The organism is Halomonas sp. WWR20 (assembly GCF_054602495.1).
Window position 1 is genome coordinate 311773 of record NZ_JBTRHR010000004.1, and the last position, 15845, is coordinate 327617.

Below are 15845 nucleotides of genomic sequence, written 5' to 3' on the forward strand. Positions count from 1 at the left end.
GCATGCTGGCCCAGGAGATCATTCGCCTGAAGCGCGACGGCCAGACGCTGCCCTCTGCGGCGATCCGCACCTTCATGCAGGGTATCGTCTCGGGCGACATCGGCGATGCACAGATCGGCGCCTTCGCCATGGCCGTCTACCTGCAGGACATGAATCTCGAGGAGCGCATCGCACTGACCACGGCGATTCGCGACTCCGGTCACGTCATGCGCTGGGAGGATGCCGGCCTCGAAGGCCCGGTGGCCGACAAGCACTCCACCGGTGGCGTGGGCGACCTGGTATCGCTGGTGCTCGGCCCGTGGGTCGCCGCCTGCGGCGCTCACGTGCCGATGGTCTCGGGACGCGGCCTGGGCCACACCGGTGGTACGCTGGACAAGCTCGAGGCGATTCCCGGCTATGACGTCACGCCTGACGACGCCACCTTCCGGCGACTGGTGCGCGAGGTCGGCGTGGCGATCATCGGCCAGACGGCGAGTCTCGCCCCCGCCGACAAGCGCCTCTATGCGGTGCGCGACGTCACCGCCACCGTCGAGTCGCTCCCCCTGATCGTCGCCTCGATCCTCGGCAAGAAGCTCGCCTGCGGACTAGAGGCACTGGTCATGGACGTCAAGGTCGGCAGCGGCGCCTTCATGCCCACGCTGGAAGCCTCCCGCGAGCTCGCCGAGGCGATCGTGACCATTGCCAGCGGTGCCGGCACGCGCACCAGCGCGCTGCTCACCGACATGAACCAACCGCTGGCGAGAAGCGCCGGCAACGCGCTGGAGATCCAGCAGGCCCTGACGCTGCTCACCGGTAACGACCGTACCAGCCGCCTCTACCAGGTCACCCAGGCGCTCGCCGTGGAAATGCTGCTGCAGTCGGGCCTGGCCACGACGTCGGAGGCGGCGGCCACACGCCTCGCCCGGGCCTTGGACAGTGGCGATGCCGCGGAGCGTTTCGCGCGCATGGTGGCCGGGCTCGGCGGGCCCGCCGACCTGCTCGAGCACCCCGAATCGCACCTACCTGCCGCTGAAACGGTGGTGGCCGTGCCTGCGCCGCATGCAGGGACTGTTGCCGCCATCGAGACTCGCGAGCTGGGCATGGCGGTGGTCGCGCTGGGCGGTGGGCGGCGCAACGCCGGCGACGCCATCGACCACAGCGTGGGCCTCAGCGAGATCGCCGAACTCGGTCAGCACGTCGAAGCCGGCGAGCCGCTGGCGTTGATCCACGCCCGCACCGCGCGTGATGCCGAGCAGGCCCGTCAACGGATCCGCCAGGCCTTCCAGCTTGGAGACGCCATCGCCCCGCCCACGCTGATTCACGCCGTCATTCACGAGGAGACACGCTCATGACTCGCGCCATCGTTCTGGTTCTCGATTCCTTCGGCATCGGTGGCGCTCCGGATGCCGCCGCGTTCGGCGATGCCGGCGCCGACACCCTCGGGCATATTGCCGAGCAGCGCGCCGCAAGAGGCCAGCCCCTGGCGCTGCCCAACCTGGCACGCCTAGGCCTACTGCACGCCCACCAGCTGAGTGGCGGAGACTGGGCCGCGGGCATGACGCCACCCGAGGAAGTCGTCGGCGCCTACGCCGCCGCCGGAGAGATCTCCTCGGGCAAGGACACGCCGTCCGGCCACTGGGAAATCGCCGGCGTGCCGGTGCTCTTCGACTGGGGCTACTTCGACGACAAGACGGACAGCTTCCCGCCCGAGCTGCTCGAGGAACTGGTGAAGCGCGCCGGACTGCCCGGCGTGCTGGGCAACTGTCACGCCTCGGGCACGGCGATCATCGAGTCGCTGGGCGAGGCGCATCTCGCCAGCGGCAAGCCGATCGTCTACACCTCCGCCGACTCGGTGTTCCAGATCGCCTGCCACGAGACCCACTTCGGCCTCGATCGGCTCTACCGACTGTGCGAGATCGCCCGCGAACTATTGATGCCCTACAACATCGGCCGAGTCATCGCGCGCCCTTTCACCGGTGAGAGCCGCCGGGAGTTCCTGCGTACCGGCAACCGCCGCGACTACGCCGTCGAACCGCCGTCGCCCACGCTGTTGCAGAAGCTGTGCGACGAGCGCGGCGGCCAAGTGGTGGCGATCGGCAAGATCGGCGACATCTACGCCCACTGCGGCATCAGCCGCCAGGTCAAGGTCAGCGGCTTCGAGGCGCTGTTCGACGCCACGCTGGCCGAGATCGAGCGCCCCGACGACGGCGACACGCTGATTATGACCAACTTCGTCGATTTCGATACGCTCTTTGGTCATCGCCGCGACCCTCTCGGCTACGCCGCCGCCCTGGAGGCTTTCGATCGCCGCCTGCCCGAACTGCTCGAGCGGCTGCGCCCCGACGACCTGCTGCTGCTGACCGCCGATCACGGCTGCGACCCGACCTGGCAGGGCAGCGACCACACCCGCGAGCAAGTCCCGGTGCTGGCGCTGGGCAACGGCGTCTGCGCCGGCTCGCTGGGTCGGCTCGAGACCTTCGCCGATATCGGCCAGTCGCTGGCCGGCTACTTCGGTGTCAGCGACATGGCCTACGGCCGCTCCTTTCTTGCCAGCCGCTAATGTCCAAGTCCAAGACCACAACAACAGGAGTCATCCATGGCTACCGCCCATATAGAAGCCCGGCCCGGCGATTTTGCCGACACCGTACTCATGCCCGGCGACCCGCTGCGGGCACAGTTCATCGCCGAGACCTTTCTCGACGAGGTCACGACGGTCAACCGCGTACGCAACATGCTGGGGTTCACCGGCTACTATCAAGGCCGGCGCATCTCGGTGATGGGCCACGGCATGGGCATTCCCTCGGTGTCGATCTACGCTAAGGAGCTGATCACCGATTATGACGTGAAGACCCTAATCCGCGTCGGCTCCTGCGGTGCAGTGTGCGACGACGTGCGGATCCACGATATCGTCGTCGGGATCGGTGCCTGTACCGACTCCAAGGTCAACCGCACGCGTTTTCTGGACCACGACTTCGCCGCCATCGCCGATTTCGAGTTGACGCGCCATGTTGTCGACGCCTCCGCGGCACGCGGGGTATCGGTCAAGGTCGGCAACCTGTTCTCGGCAGATCTGTTCTACTCGCCGCAGACGGCACTGCTCGAACTGATGAAGCGCTACGGCATCGTCGGCGTCGAGATGGAAGCCGCCGGGCTCTACGGCGTGGCCGCCGAATACGGTGCCCGGGCACTGACCGTGTGCACGGTATCCGACCATATTCTGCGCGGCGAGGCGCTGAGCGCCGAGAAGCGCCAGACCAGCTTCCACGACATGATGGCCATCACGCTCGACGCCGTGCTGCGCGATGACCAGCAGGAGCCAACGTCATGAGAGCAGCACCGCTATCCGATACGCTGCGCCAGGCACTGATCGAGGTGCGCGACAACGCCTACGTGCCTTATTCGGACCATCCGGTCGGCGCGCTGTTGATCAGCGAAAGTGGTACGCACTATTGGGGCTGCAACGTGGAAAGCGCCAACTACAAAGGCCTGTGCGCCGAAGCCAGCGCCATCGCCGCGCTGGTCTCCGCCGGCGAGCGCGAGATCCACACGCTCTATGTGATCGGCCCCGGCGAGGCGTTGTGCTCGCCCTGTGGCGACTGTCGCCAGCGCATCCGCGAATTCGCCACGCCGTACACCGAGATCATGGTGCTCGACGGGCAGGGAAACATGCTCAAGCACTACACCATGGATGCCCTGTTGCCCGACTCCTTCGGCCCCGAGAACCTCGGCAAGCCGTCGTCGATGCAACGAAAGTGACGCTCGAGCAAGTGACGCTCGAGCGCAAGGAAGGATTCAGGGAAGACAAGCAAGACAGCCGACCCGCCTTCGGGCGGGTCGGCCGGCGGGACCAGTATCAGGCCGTGTCCTTCAGAGACGCCATGTCGATGACGAAACGATAGCGCACGTCACCCTTCTGCATCCGCTCCCAGGCAGTGTTGATGTCCTGAATGTCGATCATCTCGACATCACAGCTAATGCCGCGCTCGGCGCAGAAATCCAGCACCTCCTGGGTCTCGGGGATGCCGCCGATCAGCGAGCCGGCCAGTACGCGGCGCCGGAAGATCAGGTTGACCCCCTCGACGGCGGGCTCGAGCGGTTGCAACTGGCCAACCAGAATATGCGTACCGTCGTACTTCAGCGCCGCCAGGTAGGGGTTGATGTCATGCGGCACCGGCACGGTATCGAGCATGAAGTCGAAGGTTTCGGCGATGGCCGCCATCTGCTCGTCGTCGGTGGAGACCACCACGTGATCGGCACCGTTGCTCTTGGCTTCCTCGACCTTGCTCTCCGAGCGGGTGAACAGCGTCACCTCGGCGCCCAAGGCTTTGGCCAGCTTGACGCCCATGTGGCCAAGCCCGCCCATGCCGATCACCCCGACCTTGTCGCCCGGCTTGACGCCATAGTGCTTGAGCGGTGAATAAGTGGTGATGCCGGCGCACAGCAGCGGCGCGGCCGATTTGAGATCGATGCCCTCGGGCATGCGCAGCACGAAGCGCTCGCTGACCGTCACCTTGTCGGAATAGCCGCCCTGGGTGAGGCTGCCGTCGTGACGGTCCGGGCTGCCATAGGTCATGACGAACCCTTCGGCGCAGTACTGCTCGAGGCCGTCGTTGCAGGCCTGGCAGTGGCGGCAGGAATCGACCATGCAACCCACGCCGACCAGATCGCCCTCCTTGAAGTTGCTGACCTCGCTGCCCACGCGGGTCACTCGCCCGACGATCTCGTGACCCGGCACTACCGGGTAGGAGGCCATCCCCCAGTCGTCACGGGCGAAGTGCAGATCGCTGTGGCAGACCCCGCAGTAGAGGATATCAATGGCGACGTCGTCGGGGCGCGGCTCACGGCGATCGAAGGCGTACGGCGTCAACGGGGATTCAGCGGAATGCGCGGCGTAACCCTTGGCCTGCGACATGAAAGACTCCTTTTTCAGCAGACAGGATCGACCGCTGAGCACGGCCGATGGCAAATGAGCGAACGCCTCCAGTGTGGCCACTGCCCGCCGAACAAGCCATGCTTGATCCTGCTTGATACATGCCCGATACTTTTTAATTACAGTCGATCAAGCATACTTAAGGCTTCTTGCATGCCTAATGTTATGATGACCCAACCGCCACCGAACGCGAGGAGAGCATGTCCCCCGCCGCCCATCCCGCCACGCTGCTGCACGAGGCCGCCCCGGCCGCCGACCTCGGCCGCCGCATGGCCGCACTGATCGCCCCGCTGGTCGACGGCGAAGGGTTCATGACGACACGTATGCCCGGCGTGGAGCTTTTCACCAGTTGCCACGGCCAGTCACGCACACCGCTGATCTACGATCCTTGCCTGATCGTCGTCGCCCAGGGCGGCAAGGTAGGCTATCTCGAGGACCGGGTAATTCATTACGGTGCCGGCAACTACCTGATTCAAGCCCTGCCGCTGCCTTTCGAGTGCGAGACCCTGGCCAGCCCCGAACAGCCGTTGCTGGGGGTCATGGTACGTCTCGACCGGGTGATGCTCGGCGAGCTGGCCCGCTCGCTGCCCGCCACGCATGGCGAAGGCGAAAGCCCCTCGCCGATGGCCGCGGTGCCGATGAACGCCTCGATGGGCGACAACGTGCTGCGCCTGCTGGAATGCCTGCACGACCCGCTGCTCGCCGATACGCTGGGCGGCGGACGCATCCGCGAAGTGATCTTCGGGGCACTGCGCGGCCCCCAGGGCGACTCTTTGCGGCGGCTGATCCGCGAATCCGGCAAGTACGCCCAGATCGCCGATGCGCTGGCCTTTCTCCACCAGCATTACACCCAGCCGTTGACGGTCGATGCACTGGCCCGGCAAGTCAACATGAGCGCCTCGCACTTCCATCATCATTTCAAGCACACCACGCGGCTGGCGCCGATGCAGTACTTAAAGCGCCTGCGGCTGCTCAAGGCGCGCGTGCTGCTCGGGCAGCACCACTACAGCGTGGCGCGCGCCGCCAATACGGTGGGTTATCAGAGCGCCTCGCAATTCAGCCGCGACTACAAACGCTACTTCGGCGTGCCGCCGGTCAGCGAGCGCCACCGCCCGACAGCCGGTTGAGCGTCAGACCAGTGCCCATACCCCCTGCAGAAAGTAGAAGCTGCCGATCACGGTGACGATCCAGCGCGTCCAGTAGCGGAAATTGGCATCGGTCAGCCGGCGCAGGACGGCGTTGCCGGCACGTGTGCCGAGAATCGCGAACGGCACCGCCAATGCCACCACGCCCCATTGCCCCTCGCTCAGGGCGAGCGCCGAGCCGGCGTAGAAGAGGATCTTGATGGCGTGCGAGATGACCTGCACCGCCGCCTTGGTGGCCACGATCTGGCGCCGGTCCATGGCGGTGCGGATGAAGAACAGATCGATGGTCGGCCCCGAGACGCCCGCGGCGATGGTCAGCCCGCCGGCGACGATGCCGCAGCAGAAGGCGTGACTCGGCCGCGCCGCATCGAAATGGAACCAGGCCTTGGGAATCCACACCAGGATCGGCATCACACCGATCAATAGCGAGACGATCGCCGTATTGGGATGATAGCCGGCCAATGCCAAGGCGATCGCCGACAGCGCTCCGCCCGAGGCGATGATCGCAACGATGCGCACGTCGATGTAGTGGCGTGAGAACCACGCCCGCGAGGCGTTCGCGCACAACTGGATGACCCCGTGGACGACGATCGCCACGCTCGCCGGCAGCGCCAGCAGCAAAAACCACAGCAGGATCAGCCCGCCCGCCATGCCGAACACCCCCGACAGGGCCGATGTCATGAAAACGATAACGAAAAAGGCAATGGCAGAGGGGATCGACACGGGGCTGGCTTCCGGCAAAAACCGGCATTTTATCACTTATGGCGTATATGCCGTGACGCGTTCGCGAAGCGATCTCATCTCACCCTACAGGCGACGTTATCCGGAGCGGCTATCGGGCCGACACCCTGCTATCAGCGTAGTGAACGGCATCCACAAGAGAGCGTTGCCAAGGGCGAATAGACAGAGAAGCTTTGGCAATCCGCGCATGGCTTCTATCCTTAAGCGGATATCCCCGGCAGCGTAACAAGGAAGCCTCTTCCGCTCATGGCGAGCCGAAGCGATGGCGATGGAGCCGGGAACGATAGCAACAAGGAGAGTGACATGGCAGTGCGCTTCAAGAAGCTCGAAGACCAAACCCTCGTGATCACCGGCGCGACCACAGGCATCGGACTCACCACGGCGCGCATGGCGGCCCAGAGCGGTGCGCGATTGGTACTGGCGGCGCGCGACGAGAACTCGCTGCGCCAGCTCGTCGACGAGATCCACCAGACCGGTGGCGAGGCGGTCTATGTGGTCGCGGATGTCGGCAAGCAGCTTCAGGTGAGCGACATCGCCAGCACCGCGATCGAATACTTCGGCGGTTTCGATACCTGGATCAACAATGCTGGGGTCTCCATCTTCGGCCCCATGCTCGACGTGGCCCCCGAGGATCATCAGCGGCTGTTCGAAACCAACTTCTGGGGCGTCGTGTACGGCTCATTGGAAGCCGCGCGCTACTTCAGCGAGCAGCATGGCGAGCATGGCGGAGTCATCATCAATCTCGGATCGGTTGCCTCGGACCGTGCCATTCCCATGCAAGGCATGTACTCCGCCTCGAAACATGCCGTCAAGGGATTCACCGATGCGCTGCGCATGGAACTCGAGGACATGGGTGCACCGGTCGCGGTTTCGCTTATCAAGCCGGGCAGCATCGCCACGCCTTTCGCGGAGCACGCCAAGAACATCATGACGGAGGAGCCCACCCTGCCGCCGCCGCTTTACGACCCCAGCATAGTCGCTCGCAGCATTCTGCATTGTGCCGAGTCACCCAAGCGCGACGTTTATGTCGGTGGCGGCGGCAAGCTGATCACCCTGCTGGGGAATTGTGCCCCGCGCCTGGCGGACAAGCTCATGGAGTCCCAGATGATCGGCCAACAGAAGCTCGACCGGCCCGAGCATCGCTATCGCTTTTCCCTGCACGAGCCGGCAACCGACATGCGCGAACGTGCGGAGTATCCCAACCGTGTTCACACGTCGAGTCCGTACACCAGCGCAGCGCTGCATCCGGCACTGAAAACGGCCCTGTTTGCCGGCGCGGCACTCGGCATCGTCGCCCTCGTCCGGCGCAGTTCGCACGATTGACTGGCCGCACATCCGCCGGGCTCATGCAGGCCCGGCGTTACTTCAGCGCCCGGTATTGATCCCGTAAAAGATTAAACCCCTTGCCCTTTAGAGAACTCCAAGGCCTTTTCAATGTTTCTTCTCGCCTGCCGATACCGATAAAGAGGTATGAGGTTTTCATACCTCTAACAGGGAGATATTCATGGACTCAAGTGTTAACAGCGCAGTCAGCGCAGTGCTCGCCATGCAGCAGGTACAGGCCGCCACGGACACCCAAGCGAAGTTGATGAAGACATCGATGGATACCCAGGCGGATCATATATCGCAGTTGATGGCGTCGGCGGCGCCAACGGCACCGCTCGCCACCGAGGGGTCAGTCGGCACGCGTCTCAATACCTTCGCCTGAATCGTTCGCTAGGCTCTCGCCAACCCAAGCCGGCCATGTGCCGGCTTCTTGACATCTGCCGACACGCTTTGCGCCGCAAGCCCCCCCGCGCTCCAGACTGCCGTCATGACGTATCGCCCCCGCCCATGTCACCGAAATCGCATCATGAACGAGCCTTATTGCGTCGCCGCCGGATAGGGCTCAGCGAGCCTCGGTTCCGGCAACCGAAGCCAGTCGATCAACTCCCCGATCAAACCCGCGTGCTACCACGCCTCGTTCCCCAGAGCACTATGTTAAGCGGAACTCCCAACCAGCCCCGAGAGCCCCCGCACTACAGAAGCGTGAATCCAGGCCCAAACATGGCGACAATAGAATATTGGAATAAGCAAACTGGACAGTCGCGTCTCAGATACTCCCCTCAATGACTATGAAGTCTTAAGGCTTCGGGCCACTTGCCAGTCGGCCCTCCCCTGTTCAGTCGTCATAGGAAGCAGGCGACGAGGGCGGGAAACCGCCACGAGCGACCCCATGTGAGAGCCGGATATGGTCGTCCAACAGCGCTCGCGCGGCAGCTATGTCACGGCTCAGCGCCAGCTCGACCAGCTCGCCGTGCTGATGGTCAAGCACCTTGCGCACCGCCGGGTTGGGCGGCGCCAGGCGACGGTAGCGGTCGAACTGGTCGTGCAGTTGCTCGATGAAACGCAGCAGCCAGTGCGAGCCGCACGAGGCGAGTAACGCGCGGTGAAAGCGCAGGTGCGCCTGCTCCCACTCCTCCACCCGCTCGGGGTGTTCGTCGGCGCGGCGCAGTCGATGGTGCGCCGCCAGCAGCTGCGATTCCCACTCCGGATCGCCTTCCTGAAAGGCTTGGGTCAGCGCCATGCATTCGAGCTGGGTGCGCAGCCCGGCGATATCGTCGAGCTCCTCCAGACGCATCGGCGGCACTCGGAACCCACGCTGATTGACCTGCTCGAGCAGGCCGTAGGCCGCCAGCCGGTTGAGCGCCTCGCGCAATGGGCTGAGCCCGACCCGGTAGTGAGCCTTCAGAGCGCTGATGGCGAGCTTTTCGCCGGCCGCGAAGCGTCCGCGGATCAAGTCCTGCTTGAGCGTCTCGAATATCCGGCTGGAGGCCATGGCGCTATTGGCGGATGGCGATGCGGTCATGGCGTGGTTCCCGATGCAGTGTGCAAGGCGCTCCCGTGAGCGTTCTTCAGAAGTTTTTCCCGCGGCGACGTTGCTACGTCACGGGAATCCCATGTTGACGTTAGACAAGTCGCGCGCCATAGTCATTCCAAGAAAATCGATTTTTTCTTTCAAAACGATTTATAACACAACAATCGATTGGAGACGGCATGTTGACGCCCTTTGCCCCGGCCACCCCTTTTGCCTCCCAGCGCAGCCCCACCTACGCCCGCCACGGCATGGTTGCCGCTTCCCAGCCCCAGGCCAGCCAGATCGGTCGCGACATCCTCGCCCAGGGTGGCAATGCGGTGGATGCCGCGATCGCCACCGCCGCGGCACTCACCGTGGTCGAACCGACCGGCTGCGGGATCGGCGGCGACGCCTTCGCGCTGGTGTGGATCGCGGATGAACATACCGGTAGCGGGGAGCTTCATGGCCTCAATGCCAGCGGTACCGCCCCCGCTGCGCTGACCCCACAGGCGGTTGGCGACGCCGGTCATGACGACATGCCGCTATATGGCTGGACACCGGTTACCGTACCCGGTATCCCCGCGGCCTGGGCCGAGCTGTCGCAGCGCTTCGGCAAGCTCGACTTCCAGACGCTGCTGGCCCCGGCGATCCGCCTGGCCCGCGAAGGCTTTCCGGTCTCGCCGGTGATCGCCAGCCTGTGGCAGCGCGCCGAGGCGACCTTTCGCGAACACCTCGGCGATGCCGCCACCGCCGGCTGGTTCGAAACTTTCACGCCGACCGGGCGCGCCCCGCGCGCCGGCGAATGGCATCGCTGCGAGGACCAGGCACAGACCCTGGAAGCGATCGCCGCAAGCCGTAGCGAGAGCTTCTACCGTGGCGAGCTGGCCGAGCGCATCGACGCCTTCTCGCGCAAGACCGGGGGTTACCTGCGCGCCGCCGACCTCGCCGGCTACCAGCCGGAGTGGGTCGCGCCGATCGCTGCCGACTACCGCGGCTACAAAGTCTGGGAAATTCCACCCAACGGCCAGGGGCTGGTCGCGCTGATGGCGCTGCGCATCCTCGAAGGCTTCGAGATCGACAACCGCGACAACCCCGAGGTGCTGCATCGTCAACTGGAGGCGATGAAGCTGGCGTTCATCGACGGTCAGACCCACATCACCCAGCCCGAGCACATGATCCACAGCGTCGAGGCGCTGCTCGGTGACGCCTACACTCGCGAACGTCGCGCGCTGATCGGCGAATCCGCGCTCGAGCCGGTGCCGGGCACCCCGCGGGCCGGCGGTACCGTCTACCTGGCGACCGCCGATGGCGACGGCAACATGGTGTCGTTCATCCAGAGCAACTATCACGGTTTCGGCTCCGGCGTGGTGGTTCCCGGCACCGGCATCGCGATGCAGAACCGTGGTCACGGTTTCAGTCTCGACCCGAGTCACGACAATGTGCTCGCGCCGGGCAAGAAGACCTTCCACACCATCATCCCCGGCTTTCTGAGCCGCGACGATGGCACCCCGCTCGGGCCGTTCGGTGTGATGGGCGGCTTCATGCAACCCCAAGGCCACGTCCAGGTGGTGATGAACCTGGTCGACTTCGGCCTCAACCCTCAGGCTGCGCTCGACGCACCGCGCTGGCAGTGGATGGGCGGCAAGCGCATCGGCATCGAGCACGGCTACCCGGCGCCGTTGGTGCGGGCGATGGCCGAGCGCGGCCACGACATGCAGATCGATCACGATCCGCGCGGCTTCGGCCGCGGGCAGATGATCATCCGCGACCCCCAAACCGGCATCTACTGTGGCGGCACCGAGCCGCGCACCGACGCCAGCATCGCGGTGCTATGACCATGCTGCGTACCCAGACCCAGCTGTTTCTAGCCTTCCTGCGCATCGGCCTGCTCGGTTTCGGTGGCGGCCCGTCGATGATTCCGCTGGTCCATCAGGAGGTGGTCAAGCGTCATGCCTGGATGGACGACGAGGCGTTCGCCGACGTGCTGGCGATCGGCAATACCCTGCCCGGGCCGATCGCCACCAAGATGGCCGGCTATATCGGCTACCGCGTCGGCGGTATTCCTGGCGCGCTCAATGCGGTAATTGCGGTGATCGTGCCGGTAATCGTGGCGATGATCGCACTGCTCGGCCTGTACGCCCGTCACGGCGACCAGCGCTGGGTACAGGGCATGGGCCAAGGTGTGGTGCCGGTAGTGATGGTGATGATGGCCAAGCTGACCTGGGACTTCTTCGACAAGTCGCGGGCCAGCCTCGGTTGGCTGCTGACGCTGGCGATGGGCGCCGCCGCCGGTGGGCTGATCTACTGGCTCGATGTGCATCCGGGGCTGGTGATCGGGGCGATCCTGCTCGCTGCGCTGCTGCGCCCCGAACCGCGCCGCACGACCAGCGAAGCGAGCGAGGTGAGCAAATGATCTACTGGCAGCTGTTCCTGGCGTTCTTCATCCCCAATATCGTCGGCTACGGCGGCGGCCCGGCGATCATTCCGCTGATCGAGAACGAGGTGGTCGGTCGCTACGGCTGGATGGATTCGCAGGCCTTCGCCGAGACCCTGGCGCTGGGCAACGCCCTGCCCAGCCCGATCGCCACCAAGATGGCCGGCTATATTGGCTACGATGTCGCCGGTGTGCCGGGCTCGCTGATCGCCACCTTTGCCACCGTCGCACCGTCGCTGCTGCTGATGCTGATCGCGCTGGGCACGCTGTATCGCTATCGCGAGTCGATCAAGGTCAAGTCGATGAGCCAGTGGGTACGCCCGGTGGTGATGACGCTGATGGCCTACCTGACCTGGCGCTTTCTCGACGAAGGGCTGGAAACCGCCGGTGCCCTGCACACCGCGATCATCGGTGGCGTGGCCGGCGTTCTACTCCTGGCGACCCGGATCCATCCGGCGTTTGTGGTGTGTTTCGGACTCGGCTACGGCGCCCTGCTACTCGGCTAGCGAACGGCCGGAACCTGCCCGTTCGCGGTACAGCGGTGCGCCGTACGAACCGCGCAAGGCCCTCGCGGGCCAGCAACGACGCAATGAACCAATAAGATGACCTACAAGGACAAAACAGCCATGTCATTCTTTACTCCGCAATACCCAGGCAAGCCCCGTTCCATGCGGCTCAAGCTGGCCATCGGCGGCCTGGTGCTGGGCACCGCGCTCGGCGCCAGCGCCGCGACGCTGGCCCAATCCGAAGACTACCCCAGCAAGCCGGTGGAATTCATCGTGCCCTGGTCGCCGGGTGGCGGCAGCGACACCCTGATGCGCCTGATCTCCAACCATGCCGAGGAGTACCTGGGCCAGCCGATGCCGGTGATCAACATGCCCGGGGTCAGCGGCACCATCGGCCTCAAGGAGCTTTCCAAGCGCGAGCACGACGGCTACACGGTGGGCCAGGTCCATGAAGGCCTGCTGGTCGCTCACCACACCGGCCTCACTCCCCAGAACTGGGACGATTTCGAACCGGTGGCGGCGCTCACCCAATCGCCCCAGTACCTGACCGTCAACGCCGACAGCCCTTACACCACCTATGCGGAATTCGTCGACTATGCCAAGGCGCATCCCGGCGAGATCCGTTTCGGCGTCACCCTGGGCGGGGTTCCCCACATCCACGCCGCGATGATGGAGGAGGCCGAGGGGCTTGAGTTCCGCTACGTGGGGTTCGAAGGCACCGGATCGCGCATTCGCGCCCTGGTGGGTGGCCACATCGATGCCGCCATCGGCGATGTCTCCTCGAGCGGCGAGTTCGTCAAGAACGGCGACCTGCGATTCCTGGCCGTCGGCAGCGAAGAGCGCCAGTCGGAGACCCCCGACGTGCCAACCTTCTCTGAACTCGACCACCCCGAGCTCAAGCTCAATATCGTGCGGGGCATCGTGGCGCCCAAAGGCACCCCTGAAGCGCGTATCGCGACGCTTGCCGAGTCTCTCGAGGCCATGAGTCAGGATACGGATTTCGTCCAGGCGGTGCACAACGCCGGCGCCCAGGTGCATTTTGAAGGGCCCGAGGCATTCGCCGACTACCTCGAGACCACCGACGAGACCATCGAGCGGCTGTCTGGGAAGCTGGCCAAATGAGCTCACCGGTTCCCTCGCAGCAGACCCGGTCGTCGGACCGGGTCGCCGACACCGATACCCGCCGCGCCAACGCCCTCGCCCACCTGGTGCTGAACGGCGCGCTGGTTGTGCTGTTCGCCGCGCTGTTCGTGCGTGCCGGGGCGTTGCCCTCGTCGATGTGGGAACCGCTGGGTTCGGGCAGCTTTCCACGCCTGGTGCTGGCCGCTCTGATGGTGATCAACCTGGGCATCATGGTTCAGGAATGGCGACGCTATCGCGGCGCACCGGCCGCCGCGCCGGGGCTGGTCAAGCACTGGCTGTGGCGCCACCGGCTGGCGTTCGGCGTGCTCGCGCTGTTCGCCCTGTACATCGTCGGCGTGCCGGCGTTGGGCTTTCGCCTGGCCTCGCTGGCGTTCCTGATTCTGGTCCAGCTCGCGCTCGGCGTACGCCGCCCACGTAGCCTGGCGATCGCCGCGGTCATCGCCGTGACATTCTCGTTCGGCATCGACTGGCTGTTCCGGGACGTCTTCATCATCAGCCTTCCCCGCGGCCCGTTCAGCTGATTTCCGGCTGATCACACGGCTTCGCGACCGCCCTCGAGAGGAGAAGCAACATGACGGAAGCGCTGTTCGCCGGCATGGACCAGCTGTTCACGCTATCGACGATGATCACCATGCTGCTCGGTGTGGTCGCCGGCGTCATCGCCTCGGCGATCCCCGGCTTCACCATCACCATGGCCATCGTACTGACCCTGCCGCTGACCTTCACCATGGATCCGTTGCAGGGCGTGGCGACCATGCTCGCGGTCTACGTCGGCGGCTATTCGGGCGGGCTGATCAGCGCCGCCCTGCTGGGCATTCCCGGCACGCCGTCGTCGGTGGCCACCACCTTCGATGCCTTCCCGATGGCGCGCAGCGGCCAGCCCGGTCGTGCCCTGGCACTGGGCATCTGGGCATCGTTCTTTGGCGCCCTGGTCAGCGCGATCATCCTGATCATCGCCGCGCCGCCGCTGGCGATGATCGCCGTCAAGCTGGGTGCCTGGGAGTATTTCTCGCTGATCATCTTCGCCATGACGGTGGTCGCCAGCCTGGTCGGCAAGTCGATGCTCAAGGGATTGATGACCGGCCTGCTGGGACTGTTCATCGCTACCGTGGGCGCCGATCCGATGATGGGCGTGGCACGCTTCACCTTCGACGTCGATCTGCTCGCCAACGGCTTCCCGTTCCTGGTGGTACTGATCGGCATCTTCGCCGTCAGCCAGTTGCTCCAGGAAGTCGAGGACGCTGAACAGACCCAGCACGGCAAGCAGCTGATCACCGCCGACGTGGCCTTCAAGCCGCTCGACGCGCTGCGCGAAACACTGGCCCATCCGGTCAACCTGATCCGCTCGTCGCTGGTCGGAGTGTTCATCGGCGCGGTGCCCGGCGCCGGCGGCAGCATCGCCAACCTGCTGGCCTACGACCAGGCCAAGCGCGCCTCCAGAACCCCCGAGAAGTTCGGCACCGGCGCGCCCGAAGGGGTGATCGCCTCGGAGTCCGGCAACTCGGCGACCTCCGGCGGCGGGCTGATCCCGATGATCGCGCTGGGTATCCCGGGTAGCGCCGTCGATGCGGTGCTGATGGCGTCGCTGATGGTTCATGGCATCGGCATCGGCCCGCGACTGATCCTCGATCACGGCGATCTGGTCTACGGCATGTTCATGGCCATGCTGCTCGCCGCGTTCATGGTGCTGGTGGTGTGCCTGTTCAGCATGCGTTTCTTCCTGCGCGTCACCGACGTGCCGCGCTCGGTGATCGTGCCGGTGGTGCTGGTGTGCTGCGTGATCGGCGCGTTCGCCCTCAACAACCGCGTCACCGACATCTACCTGCTGCTCGGGGTGGGCATCTTCGGCTACATCCTCAGCAAGCTCGACTACCCGCTGGCGCCGCTGGTGCTGGGGGTGATCCTCGGGCCGATCGCCGAGACCAACCTGCGCCGCGCGCTGATGACCGACGAGAACTGGACATTGTTCTTCACCCGGCCGATCTCGCTGACGCTGCTGATCCTCGCCGTGGTGTCGGTGGCCTTCGCGATTCGCCACCGGCTGCGCCAGCGCCACGCCGCGAAACCCGCCTGACCCGGCCCCTGCGGGGGCCGCCTCGACAATAGCTTCGATGACAACAAGGAAATCGCT

16 protein-coding genes are annotated in these 15845 nt (G+C 65.1%); 13 read left to right on the forward strand and 3 right to left on the reverse strand.

Annotation, left to right across the window (positions count from 1 at the left end; translation table 11 throughout):
• Positions 1-2 precede the first annotated feature (2 nt).
• Genes deoA through cdd form a run of 4 tightly spaced genes read left to right on the forward strand, consistent with a single transcriptional unit; the run spans position 3 to position 3735 of the window.
• On the forward strand, positions 3-1331 hold the full coding sequence (deoA, locus tag ACW4DH_RS09930) for a thymidine phosphorylase (protein WP_459636233.1): 1329 nt from the start codon (positions 3-5) through the stop codon (positions 1329-1331).
• Positions 1328-2539, forward strand: coding sequence for a phosphopentomutase (locus tag ACW4DH_RS09935; protein ID WP_459636234.1), 1212 nt, complete (start codon positions 1328-1330; stop codon positions 2537-2539). The genes deoA and ACW4DH_RS09935 overlap by 4 nt, the downstream gene beginning before the upstream one ends.
• A gap of 36 nt (positions 2540-2575) precedes the next feature.
• Positions 2576-3307: a purine-nucleoside phosphorylase gene (deoD, locus tag ACW4DH_RS09940; RefSeq protein WP_459636235.1), complete on the forward strand. Its 732-nt coding sequence runs from the start codon at positions 2576-2578 to the stop codon at positions 3305-3307.
• Positions 3304-3735 (forward strand): cytidine deaminase, encoded by a 432-nt coding sequence (gene cdd, locus ACW4DH_RS09945; RefSeq protein WP_459636236.1) that lies wholly within the window; start codon positions 3304-3306, stop codon positions 3733-3735. The genes deoD and cdd overlap by 4 nt, the downstream gene beginning before the upstream one ends.
• 97 nt (positions 3736-3832) lie before the next feature.
• On the opposite strand, the gene ACW4DH_RS09950 is transcribed toward cdd, so the two are convergent.
• Positions 3833-4891 carry an NAD(P)-dependent alcohol dehydrogenase gene (locus ACW4DH_RS09950; RefSeq protein WP_459636237.1) on the reverse strand — a complete coding sequence of 353 codons (1059 nt, stop codon included), beginning with the start codon at positions 4889-4891 and terminating at the stop codon, positions 3833-3835.
• Positions 4892-5109: 218 nt separating this feature from the next.
• Here ACW4DH_RS09950 and ACW4DH_RS09955 point away from each other — a divergent pair, with 218 nt between their 5' ends.
• The gene (locus tag ACW4DH_RS09955) at positions 5110-6036 is read left to right on the forward strand and encodes an AraC family transcriptional regulator (RefSeq protein WP_459636238.1); all 927 of its coding nucleotides are present in this window, start codon (positions 5110-5112) and stop codon (positions 6034-6036) included.
• A 3-nt stretch (positions 6037-6039) separates the two neighbouring features.
• Here the strand turns inward: ACW4DH_RS09955 and ACW4DH_RS09960 are convergent, their stop codons facing one another.
• Positions 6040-6777: a TSUP family transporter gene (locus ACW4DH_RS09960; protein WP_459636239.1), complete on the reverse strand. Its 738-nt coding sequence runs from the start codon at positions 6775-6777 to the stop codon at positions 6040-6042.
• Between the two features lie 321 nt (positions 6778-7098).
• Between ACW4DH_RS09960 and ACW4DH_RS09965 the strand changes: the two genes are divergently transcribed.
• Together ACW4DH_RS09965 and ACW4DH_RS09970 are read left to right on the forward strand one after the other, a co-directional pair.
• On the forward strand, positions 7099-8118 hold the full coding sequence (locus ACW4DH_RS09965) for an SDR family oxidoreductase (protein WP_459636240.1): 1020 nt from the start codon (positions 7099-7101) through the stop codon (positions 8116-8118).
• A 181-nt stretch (positions 8119-8299) separates the two neighbouring features.
• Positions 8300-8503, forward strand: a complete 204-nt coding sequence (locus tag ACW4DH_RS09970; protein ID WP_459636241.1) for a hypothetical protein — start codon at positions 8300-8302, stop codon at positions 8501-8503.
• A gap of 453 nt (positions 8504-8956) precedes the next feature.
• Here ACW4DH_RS09970 and ACW4DH_RS09975 read toward each other — a convergent pair whose 3' ends face one another.
• Complete coding sequence (locus ACW4DH_RS09975) at positions 8957-9643, reverse strand: GntR family transcriptional regulator (protein WP_459636242.1); 687 nt, start codon at positions 9641-9643, stop codon at positions 8957-8959.
• Between the two features lie 188 nt (positions 9644-9831).
• Between ACW4DH_RS09975 and ACW4DH_RS09980 the strand changes: the two genes are divergently transcribed.
• From ACW4DH_RS09980 to ACW4DH_RS10005, 6 genes are all read left to right on the forward strand, one after another.
• Complete coding sequence (locus tag ACW4DH_RS09980) at positions 9832-11466, forward strand: gamma-glutamyltransferase family protein (protein WP_459636243.1); 1635 nt, start codon at positions 9832-9834, stop codon at positions 11464-11466.
• A 2-nt stretch (positions 11467-11468) separates the two neighbouring features.
• Positions 11469-12044: a chromate transporter gene (locus tag ACW4DH_RS09985; RefSeq protein ID WP_459636244.1), complete on the forward strand. Its 576-nt coding sequence runs from the start codon at positions 11469-11471 to the stop codon at positions 12042-12044.
• Entirely contained in the window at positions 12041-12571 is a 531-nt protein-coding gene (locus ACW4DH_RS09990; protein WP_459636245.1) for a chromate transporter, read from the forward strand. The genes ACW4DH_RS09985 and ACW4DH_RS09990 overlap by 4 nt, the downstream gene beginning before the upstream one ends.
• A gap of 120 nt (positions 12572-12691) precedes the next feature.
• Positions 12692-13693, forward strand: coding sequence for a Bug family tripartite tricarboxylate transporter substrate binding protein (locus ACW4DH_RS09995; RefSeq protein ID WP_459636246.1), 1002 nt, complete (start codon positions 12692-12694; stop codon positions 13691-13693).
• A complete protein-coding gene (locus ACW4DH_RS10000) occupies positions 13690-14235 on the forward strand; it encodes a tripartite tricarboxylate transporter TctB family protein (RefSeq protein WP_459636247.1) in 546 nt (181 codons plus the stop codon). Before ACW4DH_RS09995 ends, ACW4DH_RS10000 begins: the two co-directional genes overlap by 4 nt.
• Before the next feature lie 50 nt (positions 14236-14285).
• Complete coding sequence (locus ACW4DH_RS10005) at positions 14286-15788, forward strand: tripartite tricarboxylate transporter permease (protein ID WP_459636248.1); 1503 nt, start codon at positions 14286-14288, stop codon at positions 15786-15788.
• Positions 15789-15845: the final 57 nt, after the last annotated feature.

Bases quoted from the DNA above. Each gene is read 5' to 3' on its own strand.
- deoA (WP_459636233.1), top strand. From the start codon at position 3: ATGCTGGCCCAGGAGATCATTCGCCTGAAGCGCGACGGCCAGACGCTG.
- ACW4DH_RS09935 (WP_459636234.1), top strand. From the start codon at position 1,328: ATGACTCGCGCCATCGTTCTGGTTCTCGATTCCTTCGGCATCGGTGGC.
- deoD (WP_459636235.1), top strand. From the start codon at position 2,576: ATGGCTACCGCCCATATAGAAGCCCGGCCCGGCGATTTTGCCGACACC.
- cdd (WP_459636236.1), top strand. From the start codon at position 3,304: ATGAGAGCAGCACCGCTATCCGATACGCTGCGCCAGGCACTGATCGAG.
- ACW4DH_RS09950 (WP_459636237.1), bottom strand. From the start codon at position 4,891: ATGTCGCAGGCCAAGGGTTACGCCGCGCATTCCGCTGAATCCCCGTTG.
- ACW4DH_RS09955 (WP_459636238.1), top strand. From the start codon at position 5,110: ATGTCCCCCGCCGCCCATCCCGCCACGCTGCTGCACGAGGCCGCCCCG.
- ACW4DH_RS09965 (WP_459636240.1), top strand. From the start codon at position 7,099: ATGGCAGTGCGCTTCAAGAAGCTCGAAGACCAAACCCTCGTGATCACC.
- ACW4DH_RS09970 (WP_459636241.1), top strand. From the start codon at position 8,300: ATGGACTCAAGTGTTAACAGCGCAGTCAGCGCAGTGCTCGCCATGCAG.
- ACW4DH_RS09975 (WP_459636242.1), bottom strand. From the start codon at position 9,643: ATGACCGCATCGCCATCCGCCAATAGCGCCATGGCCTCCAGCCGGATA.
- ACW4DH_RS09980 (WP_459636243.1), top strand. From the start codon at position 9,832: ATGTTGACGCCCTTTGCCCCGGCCACCCCTTTTGCCTCCCAGCGCAGC.
- ACW4DH_RS09985 (WP_459636244.1), top strand. From the start codon at position 11,469: ATGCTGCGTACCCAGACCCAGCTGTTTCTAGCCTTCCTGCGCATCGGC.
- ACW4DH_RS09990 (WP_459636245.1), top strand. From the start codon at position 12,041: ATGATCTACTGGCAGCTGTTCCTGGCGTTCTTCATCCCCAATATCGTC.
- ACW4DH_RS09995 (WP_459636246.1), top strand. From the start codon at position 12,692: ATGTCATTCTTTACTCCGCAATACCCAGGCAAGCCCCGTTCCATGCGG.
- ACW4DH_RS10000 (WP_459636247.1), top strand. From the start codon at position 13,690: ATGAGCTCACCGGTTCCCTCGCAGCAGACCCGGTCGTCGGACCGGGTC.
- ACW4DH_RS10005 (WP_459636248.1), top strand. From the start codon at position 14,286: ATGACGGAAGCGCTGTTCGCCGGCATGGACCAGCTGTTCACGCTATCG.